Origin of the sequence: Thermogutta sp. (assembly GCF_014359955.1) — a bacterium.
Taxonomy (GTDB): domain Bacteria; phylum Planctomycetota; class Planctomycetia; order Pirellulales; family Thermoguttaceae; genus Thermogutta.
On the sequence record NZ_JACIYL010000089.1, the window covers coordinates 1 to 9,571 of the forward strand.

General features: G+C 57.4%; 7 protein-coding genes. 3 read left to right on the top strand and 4 right to left on the bottom strand.

Annotated elements, in window-relative coordinates:
- On the bottom strand, positions 1–241 hold a 241-nt coding region (locus H5U08_RS04560), incomplete at its 3' end, for a hypothetical protein (RefSeq protein WP_297030698.1).
- A gap of 568 nt (positions 242–809) precedes the next feature.
- On the opposite strand from H5U08_RS04560, the gene H5U08_RS04565 reads away from it, so the two are divergent.
- Complete coding sequence (locus H5U08_RS04565; RefSeq protein WP_297030700.1) at positions 810–2,201, top strand: hypothetical protein; 1,392 nt, start codon at positions 810–812, stop codon at positions 2,199–2,201.
- A 168-nt stretch (positions 2,202–2,369) separates the two neighbouring features.
- Here H5U08_RS04565 and H5U08_RS04570 read toward each other — a convergent pair whose 3' ends face one another.
- The 3 genes from H5U08_RS04570 to H5U08_RS04580 all read right to left on the bottom strand — a co-directional run bounded on the left by H5U08_RS04570 (position 2,370) and on the right by H5U08_RS04580 (position 8,206).
- Entirely contained in the window at positions 2,370–4,178 is a 1,809-nt protein-coding gene (locus tag H5U08_RS04570) for an arylsulfatase (RefSeq protein ID WP_297030703.1), read from the bottom strand.
- Positions 4,179–4,340: 162 nt separating this feature from the next.
- Complete coding sequence (locus tag H5U08_RS04575; RefSeq protein WP_297030706.1) at positions 4,341–6,467, bottom strand: U32 family peptidase; 2,127 nt, start codon at positions 6,465–6,467, stop codon at positions 4,341–4,343.
- A 152-nt stretch (positions 6,468–6,619) separates the two neighbouring features.
- Positions 6,620–8,206, bottom strand: coding sequence for a GAF domain-containing protein (locus H5U08_RS04580; RefSeq protein WP_297030707.1), 1,587 nt, complete (start codon positions 8,204–8,206; stop codon positions 6,620–6,622).
- Between the two features lie 598 nt (positions 8,207–8,804).
- Between H5U08_RS04580 and H5U08_RS04585 the strand changes: the two genes are divergently transcribed.
- Positions 8,805–9,050 (top strand): hypothetical protein, encoded by a 246-nt coding sequence (locus H5U08_RS04585; protein ID WP_297030709.1) that lies wholly within the window; start codon positions 8,805–8,807, stop codon positions 9,048–9,050.
- Positions 9,051–9,210: 160 nt separating this feature from the next.
- The coding region (locus H5U08_RS04590) for a secondary thiamine-phosphate synthase enzyme YjbQ (protein WP_297030712.1) at positions 9,211–9,571 on the top strand (361 nt) is incomplete at its 3' end.

The following is a 9,571-nucleotide window of genomic DNA, read 5'->3' on the forward strand; positions in this document are numbered from 1 at the left end:
CCTCTTCCGTTTCTTCTTCTAAGTCTCCGAACTCACGCTCGATCTCCGCCTCGTACTCCGGCTCGAACTCGAAATCATCATCAAAATCGTCATCGAAATCGTCTTCGTCAAATTCGTCAAAGTCGTCGTCGGGCGGTGGTACCGTCGGCGCGAACTCCACCGACGATTCGTCGCCGTCCGTATCAAGGTTGTCGTCCGTGGCCTCGTCATTCCAGTCGGGAGGCACTTCGTCCAACACCATAGCGTGTATCTCCTTATCCGTTTCACGTCTATCCAGCCGCTCCACTCCCACAAGGTTCCCGCCACCTGTCACGCGGGGAGGATGTCTGCCCCGGAGTTCAATTGGCCAATCAATGCTCCAAAGCTTTTTAGTTTACCCGTCACGGCAGGCAGGCGGTAGTCGGGCGATCACCCGCGAGAGTACGGAAATTTCCTTGATTTCCGCAACCGCCACAAACGATCAGGAACAGTACCGTCGGCCTGGTCCACCGAGTCGGCCCTGAACAGGTATCTAACGCGAGGCGGTTCAATTTTTGGAGAAAGTCGCCCATCACTTCCGTTTTTTCCTCACGGCACACGACGACACAACAACCGGCGGCCAGCAACTCCGCCGCTGGTGATTGGGCTTGTCCGAAGGTACCATAATCCGGGACGTTCGACACATGTAACTGCATCGCCCCAAATGTGGGAAGAAGTATTGACAGGGCCGCATTGCATCAAGTGCCCAAAACGAGGTGCTCAGCGGCCCTGGTACAGGAAATACAATCTCTGACCGGATCGAAGCATAAACTGGGAAGGAGGTGGCTGCCATGACGCGTGTTTCTCGGCGTCGATTTCTGCAATTTGGTGCCGCTGCTCTCTCCGGCACTTTAGGCCGAAATATTGGATGGACGTTCCAGCCACCTGGAGAGCGTCCTCCGCGACCCGCCGATGTCACGGTGCTCAATCCACGCTGCCGAGTGCCGGTTTCGCTCATCATCGACGATTCGACGTGCCTTGTGAACCTTGCCCATTTCGCCATGCCGCAGTTCGCGGAAGTCTGGCCAAACCGAGCCGAGTACCAAAAACCCTGGCGTCAGTTTCCGCGAGAGATCCCCGATGCATTCGTTCAAAAATTCATGGCCTGGTGCGGGGAAAACGGCGTGAAAGGAAAATACAGTGTCGTCCCTTACCCCGCCTGTGTTGGCTGGCTGGACCGTGACCTGCCGGGCTGGTCCCATCAGGAGCTGGAGAGAAGCCTCCGCATTGTGCGCGAGGAGGTCATGCCCCATTGGGACATCCACCCCGAAATGGTCACTCACACCTGGGTCATCAACACAAAGACCGGCCGGCCGTACGAGGAACGATCTCAACGATTTATGGAAAACTGGGGCTGGAGCGAGGGGCGCTCCGCCGAGGAACTGACGGATTACATCGCATACGCACTCAACATCCTGAAAAACGCGGGACTACGGTGCGAAGGGATCACCACACCGGGCGGTTTTGGAAGCCGGGCACGACCGCAACTTTCCATTGCCACGTTGGAAGCCTGCCGAGATGTCTTTCAAGTGGAAATCCCCCACTATTTCCGCGATGTGTTTACCGGAGCGGAGAGCGTGGCACCCCGCGTCGAAAACGCTGCGGGACTGGATGGCCCCCAACCGCGGTGCGTCGTTTCGATCATCGGCTGCACGGGGGACTGGTTCGGCGGTTGGGATGGTGACACCCCTGGATCCCCTGACAAGTTTATCACCCCGGATTTGGCCTCAGGGCGCATGGTGGAGGTGATCACCCGAGAGGAGCCAGCCGTCATGGTGTGCCACTGGCCCGGCATGTTTTTCAATGGAAAGGAGCTGGGCTTCCGAATCCTTCAGGAAGTTGTCAAGAGGTTGCATGCGCGATTCGACAATCTCATCTGGATGAACCTCTCGGAACTTGCTCGATATTGGGCAGCCAGGGAATTAACGAAAATGGCGATCGCCGGGCAGCACATCGCCTTTGCCGCACCGTTTGCGTGCCCCGGGTTCACCATCGAGCTTGCCGGAAAACCCCAAAAAGCTCCCCAGCTTCATCACGAATCGCAGCGCATCGTTTTTCAGGAGGTCGCGAGCTGGCGGGACCTGCGACCTGGCACGTTCTTCAAAAAGAATCAGGGCAAGCAAGACCGGTACGTGTTCTGTTTCGACCTGCCCAAAGGGCAGTCATCGATCGCGCTGGGATGACCGCGATCGGTCTCTGGGCGAGTATCTCGCCACGATCATCCAACTCTCCCGGTATCTATCACGTGATGCAGAGCGCCAGTTGTACTTCCTCGCGCATCAGCACCGAGAAAATCAACTGGCTGCTTGAAAAAGCAGTCCGCAGCCGGTGCGGCGGGCGAGAAAGTAGCTTCACGGCCGAGACTTGTCGTCACTCGTTTTAAGCGTGAGTTTCACCCAACGAAGGTCGATCGCCCGTTCGCCCGGAATGTTCACAGCCCGGAGCTCCAGGAGTCCCCGTTGTGCGGGAAGTTCGATCACGCCCAACACGAAGGGCTTGAAGTCTTTCACGTACGACTCTCCCTGTCGCGGCACACGATCGAATTCCTGACCGTGGAGCGGTGGATCGAATGCCTCGGTGATCTTGCCTTCCACACTGCGCCCCGCAAAAGAAGCTCGGAGAACCACGCCGACATCTTGCGGACGACATGTATAGTAAACAACAACCTCATATAGCCCTGGCGTGTGGACATCGATGTCCCAGGTAATACTATCTTCAGGGCTTGTCCAATGAGTGAAGAAAGAACAGTTGGGTGCTTTGCCACTCCATTCGATGTTACCATGGGGAACGCCATCCCGCGCGGGCAGGTATGTCACGGGAAACTCTCTGTAGCCAACGGGAAATGGCCGGGTGTCAGGTTCCTTGGGGAGGACCTCTTCCTTAAATTGTTCGACCGCTTTCCGTAACGATTCGGCAACATCTGGGAATTGTGCGGATACATCCTGGGTTTGGCCCGGATCTTTAAAGAGATCGTACAGGCGACCTCGGTTATCAAGGATAAAACGGTCATTTCGCACACTGACCTGGCCTGCCTGATGGGCAAAAATCAGCCGGTCCCGTGCCACGAACTTCTGCTTCCCGAGAAGCACAGGCGAAAGATCAATCCCGTCCACCGGCAACGGTGCCTTATAAGGCACGCCGGCCAAAGACGCGAGGGTGGGGAAAAGGTCGATGGCGGCAGCAATTTGCGTCACGCGGAGTCCCGACGGAATATGCCCCGGCCAGCGAATGATACACGGCACCCGGACGCCACCTTCGTCGGTGAAGCCTTTCCGTCCGCGCATGCCTCCGTTCCATCGCCAGCTATTTGGCCCATTGTCCGAAAAATACACCACGATTGTGTTCGTTTCCAGCTCACATTCGCGCAGAGTCTCCAAAAGCCGACCGACGTTCCAGTCGATGTTTTCGCACATGGCGAGCACGGCACGCGTGAACGCAATGTCTTCCCGCTCTTTAACGTGATATCGCTGAGCGATCTCGGCACTGGCGAATTTCTCGTAGAATTTGTGCGGCACCTGGAGCGGCGTGTGGGGAGTGTTGTAAGCCACATAGCAGAAGAATGGTTCGCTTCGATGGCGTTTGATGAAGTCGATCGCATGGTTGGTCAAATCGTCCGTGATGTACCCGCGTCCGCGGACGATCTCGCTTCCGGACTCCAACGGCGGATCGAAATAAATCCCCCAATGCCCCGAGGTGAAGCCGTAAAACTCCTGAAATCCTCGCGCCAGGGGATGGTACGGGTATTGGGAGCCGTTATGCCACTTTCCAAAGATGGCCGTCGCATAGCCAGCGGCGCGAAACGCCTGAGCAATGGTGTATTCGTTGAGATTCATCCGCTCCGCGCCTCTGGTTACCCCCCGCACGCCCGTCCGTGGATGGTAACGGCCTGCAAGAAACTCAGCCCGCGTGGGGGCACACAGCGGACTGACATAGAAACGCTCAAAGAGGGCCCCTTGCGCGGCCAGACGGTCGATGTTGGGGGTGCTCAGATTGTGATTGCCATGGACGCTCAAATCGCCCCAACCCTGATCATCCGCCAGGACGATGACAATATTGGGCGGATTTCCAGGCTCGCCGGCCTGCGTTGCCACGTTCAGAAGACCGAAACTCAGCGTGACACACGCCAGGAGAACCGTTTTTACGGCGGCTTCGCGTTTCATGGGCTGCCTCCCCACTCACATCCTGGGTGACCGGAATTCCGAAAAACGACGGTACGCGCCGGGCTTCGGCCACGCTAGCTCGATTTGGGCTCATCGGAAAGATTGCCCCGAAGCCCAACCAGAGTGCTCGTTCCAACCCGATCTACCAATGCCGTCGGTTCATTATTGCAGAGTGCGATAGTAGTTGAAAGTGAAGGGACGCGACCGGGACGTCAGCCCGAGCCACTCCCCAACCGGATCAGGCGAACCAACGAGGTCCACCACCAGGTGTTTTACCCGGATTCGATCATTTCGCAGGCGGCGCCAGTCGAATGGGATCAAGGGCCTGAAGACCCACAGTCCCCATTCCCGGGTGGGCCTCATTCGCAGATCTCGCCGGTCAGCGAACACGCGCCCCAAGAACTCTTCCGGCAATTCCGCACGCGAAATGGCAAGCGGGGGACGCCCCATTACATAGAGAGATAATGCGACGGGAGCATAGGCGCAGATATCTTCAATTTGACGTCGATCAGCCTCCACAGAAATGGTGACGGATCGCGCCCCAAGTTTCCTCAAAAACGCAGCCGCTAAAGGATTGAGAACCCCCAAACCGGGTCCCGCTTCAAAACCGATGCCTGCTCGACGGGCCAGCCACCACCCTCCCCAGCTATTGACTTCAATAGCCAGCCTCGCTTTGCGACAACGTTCCACAAGCTCCTGCATCCGCGGCAAATCATCCTCGAAACACACCGGCGGCAAAGCAACGACCGGGACATGTTTTCGACAAACCTGCGCGATCGTCGTGACGTCTTCTGGACCCGCACCTTCCACAATCAGGTGCACCGGCTGCACACGGCTGACAAAATCCTCCAACTGCCCAATGCCGATGCGTACGCGGTTCGGCATGTCGCCGAGCACCCGCACGTTAGTCGTGGCAGGCACGAGATCCTCGGCAGTAAGGGAGGCTCCTTCGGGAAAGTCAATCACGATCGGCTTGTTCTCCGCCCGGCGAATCCGACCAATCTCCGCCGAGATCCGATCAAGGATCGCGTTGACAGTTCGGGGCACCAGGAGAAACTCTGGATCGTCTGTCTCAACGTGATCGGCGGCGCATCCCAGAAAATACCGGCCCTCCACCATTTCACAGAGTTCCGCGGCGGTTACGGCCTTGTGCGCCCGGCGGACGACTGTTTTCGGATACTCCCAAGTGATCTCATTCCCATGCCAGCGGAGTTGACACTGGATACGCTTGCTGGCCGTGCTCAGAGTAAATTCGAAGCCTTTTCTCTCGGAAGAAAACGCCGGAGTCTCCGCTCCCTCCGTGAAAACCTCGCCGGTATTCCCTCCAATTCCTTCCCCAGCACCATCAAACGTCTCATCCCGGCCAAGTCGCCCGCGGTTACTCCCGGTAAGATTCGTTCTCTCGCCGAGCAAATACCCGTTCGTCAGTTCGCGACCGGTGTAATTGGTGAGTGAGCGTGCCTCGGATGTAAGCTGGTCGATGCTATCACCCGCCAGTGCCCGACGATAAATCCCCACGGCCTGCGCCACCCAATCGGCCGTTTTCAGTCGGCCTTCGATTTTCACGGCCCGAACGCCCGATTCGTGAAGCGGGAGAATATGTTCGAGCGCGCACAAATCGTGCATTGAAAGCGGGTGGCCCACCTGCTGGCCGTCCACCGTCCAGGGAACCCTGCATGGACTGGCGCATAAGCCGCGGTTGCCGCTTCGCCCACCCACCCAGCTTGACATCAGGCATCGCCCGGACACAGAAAAGCACAGCGCCCCCTGTCCAAACACTTCCAGCTCAATGGGGGATTGCCGGGCAATCCTTCGAATTTCTTCGAGTGAGAGCTCCCGAGCCAGGACAACGCGGGTGGCGCCCAGCTCGGCGGCGGCCGCCACGTCGGCCGAATTCGCCATGCAGGTCTGAGTGCTGAAATGAAATTCCAACTGTGGAAAGGCCTTGCGAAAGGCCAACAGCGCTGGATCTCGGACGAGGATGGCGTCCACACCTATGTCTGCGGCGTGATGAAGCACCGCGATCGCCAACCCCAGTTCCCTGTACGAAATATCGGTGTTGAGCGTCAGATAAGCCCGGCACCCGTGCCCATGAAGAAACTCGACTGCCTGTCGCGCTTCCTCCAGGGTAAAGTTTCTGGCACGACGCCGGGCATTCAAATTCTCCAGGCCAAAATAGACGGCGTCAGCCCCCGCGGCAACGGCCGCTCGGAGGGCGTTCCAATCACCCGCAGGGGCGAGAATTTCTAAACTGCCTCGCGAAACTGCGTGCGAATTCTCGTTCGACAAGCCTCACCTCGCCATCAGAAGCACAATCCCTTTGTGGGCTGCTCACCCCACTAAACGGCCATCGGAATCCGTTTCCTCTGGTATTTTACCGCCGGTAAGGCTGAAAGAGGCACTACGATAAGGGCAAGAAGACTCTGCGGTTGCCAGGACAATCAACAGCCGGAGGGAGCCGTGCTCGCCGGTGGCCGCGTCTGCTCCGCGAAGAGTTTGGCGAGGCTGGATTTCAATGGATCCAGGGCCAAATGCCCGCCTTTTTCCTGGCCTTCCGGTGGCGGATATTTGCCCACCAGGCACTTCGCCCCCAATTGACGTGCCTTCACCTGCTGGTGGTCGGAAAGGTACCGTCCGATGGGCACCATCATGATGAAGGGGACATCCCGGCCTTTAAGGTGCTCTTTGAGCTGCTGAAAGAAATCCAGCCCCCTCATGTCTGGTAACATGTATGCACCCAGGATGGCGTCGTAACCCCCCTCGCTTTCGGCCATCACAGCCATTTGCAACCCGGCTTTTCCCGTGGTCGCCGTCTCCACCACACAGCCCCATCGCGGCAGATGTTCGTGCGCGTCCTGAAGCACCGATTCGTCCCCATCCACAACCAGAATCCGCTTGTTTGCAAAGAGCGGAGAAGATTCCGTGGGGGGAAGCTGGCGCCCGATGGCGTGGACAATATCCTTCAATTCCAGAGCTGTCTTGCCGATCTCCCGCAGCGCCTGCCGCAAGCCCTGCGCATCCGGGTCCAGAGAGGCTTCGGTGGCAACAATCTTGCTGACAAGCTCGTTGACTGGAATCGCCAGTGCCCGGTGCAGTTTTTCGATCACCCCCAGGGTTGCTTCCGTCTGCTCAACCTCGATCAGCTCGAGCATATTGAGCGCCGTGACCAGATCCCGACAAAAAATCTCCAGAAAAAGTCGGTCATCATGGGTGAAGGCCCGAGGCACGGGACTTTCGATATTGACCGTTCCAATCACAACAGGTTCCATATTCGAGGAGTAACGGATTAACGGAACGGTCAGAGAGCTCCGCGAGTTGGCTGTCCCCTGAAGATATAAACTGTCATTCCGGGTATCCTCGCACAGATAGCTCACCCCCGTTTTCGCCACGTACCCTGTGATGCCCTGTCCTTCAAAGGCGGGAGTGAGTTCCCGCGCAGCGGCCTCGGGACTCATACCTTCCGAGATAAAAGGCACGAGCTTGTTGGTCTGAAAATCGATCAGCCGAATTTCAAACACGTTGAACTGGAGAACACCTTCCAGATAGGCAAGGACGCGATTTTTCAGCAACTGTTTGCGTTCCTCGGCCGTGAGCTTGATGAGTTCTCCAGGAGCGATATCCACGAGCCGCCGACCAGCCTCGTGAATCGCACGCAATCGTTCCAGGGGGCGGTAATTGGAGGTGATCTCTTTGAGGACGACGAGGATCTGCTTCCTCTCCTCGTTTCCCTCGTCCATTCGAACCGCGTAAAGATCAAAAACCCTCGAATCGGCTGTTCGCAAAATCGTGCGGGCCGGACGTCCTTGATCCCTCGCAATGGTCAGGGGGAAATAGTCCGGTTTGAGAAGAGTCACATCGCGAAAGATGTCCCGGTAAAAGCGTTTGCCCGTTAGGCCGTCGCCATGAGGGGCAAACTGTTGCGCGGCCTTGTTAGCCCACTTGATACGGAACTTTTCATCCACGATAAAGATCGCGTCCGGGAGGTGTTCAACAATCGCTGCGGCCCAGGGAGACGATTCGGAGCTCATGTTGTCCGGCGGATTGGGGACAGACGACGTTTCCAAGATTGGATGCGCACGTTGTTGGAGTAGAGATTGCATCGTCGCGACCTTATCGTGGTTGCAACTATTATCGAAATTTCACGAGGGCGGGAAAGTGGCACCGTTTGCGCATCGCCTGCCTCGCCGCCCAATTCTACGATGTACGGAGGAAATAGTCAACACAACTGTGGCGCACACAAGAAAAACCTTCGCCATGGCCGCGCCTTGCTCGCGATTTGCCGTCTGGTTGGTCTCTGCAGGGACATCCCCTTTGTAAGTTTTGTCCTTTCAGAAGGTTACAACTTACCGTGAATGCCTGAGCAGTAAACTCCCGGCGCGAGTTGGTGGTCGCGGAACCCGGGCCAGACCACAAATATCTCACCAAGCACAAAATTGTGGCGCAACAGATTGAAAACTGTGGCAATCAGCTTTGGTTGTTTCTCGTTTAAACCTTACCTTCCTCGCCTTCTCCGTTACAGTCGGTTCAGGTTGACTTCACGGCAGAAGGTTGCACTTCCCTGTGTTGTTCGACGAAAAAAATACCGAGCCACCCCGAACTGGATTTGCAAATGCATGGTGATGAGCTATGAGCCGCGCATTTTTTCTCGCCGTCGGTCTGTTTGTCATGTTTCTGGGAGTACAGACCCTGGGTGTGCAGAAATTCGTGCTGAAGGCCCACGACCCACCGCCCGCCCAAATCGGTCGATCAGGGGCGCCGAGCACCGGTCCCAACAAAGTGCTTGAACCGCCGCCGTGGGCGCCGTGGAGTTTGATGGCCACCGGCGCCGTGGTCTCGTTGTACGCTGTAACACTTCCCATCAATCGGAAGTGACGTTCACACTCCAGCGTTCCAAGACCGTTTTGCATGAAAGGCCTTCGTGCCCCCGAGGAGCCCGACTCACCCAGTAGGTCTTCCCGTTCACCTGCCGACCGGAAAAGCCACTCGCCGAGAAAAACCCTTCACCTCAAAAGCCCCGTTGAAACCACCCGTCATGCGGATGTATCGGTCTTACATCGAAGTCTCTACTTCCGGCCACGGGCAGATGGTCGATCTCACACCCCGGATCATAGAAGAAAGTAAGCGATCCGGCCTCCAGCGAGGATTGATCCATCTCTTTGCAGTGGGAAGTACCGTAGCGCTGGGGACAATCGAGTTCGAACCCGGGCTCCTCAAAGACCTGCCGACCTTGATGGACGAACTGGCGCCGCCGGAACGGCGCTATCATCATGACGACACCTGGCACGATGGCAACGGCCACTCCCACCTGCAGGCCACGTTGCTGGGTGCGACTTTGACCCTCCCCCTGGAAGGCGGCCAGCCGGTTCTCGGAACATGGCAACAGGTGTTTCTTC

What these genes read in the sequence shown, in the direction of transcription:
- H5U08_RS04570 (WP_297030703.1), bottom strand. Translation starts at nt 4,178, where the DNA reads ATGAAACGCGAAGCCGCCGTAAAAACGGTTCTCCTGGCGTGTGTCACG.
- H5U08_RS04565 (WP_297030700.1), top strand. Translation starts at nt 810, where the DNA reads ATGACGCGTGTTTCTCGGCGTCGATTTCTGCAATTTGGTGCCGCTGCT.
- H5U08_RS04580 (WP_297030707.1), bottom strand. Translation starts at nt 8,206, where the DNA reads ATGAGCTCCGAATCGTCTCCCTGGGCCGCAGCGATTGTTGAACACCTC.
- H5U08_RS04585 (WP_297030709.1), top strand. Translation starts at nt 8,805, where the DNA reads ATGAGCCGCGCATTTTTTCTCGCCGTCGGTCTGTTTGTCATGTTTCTG.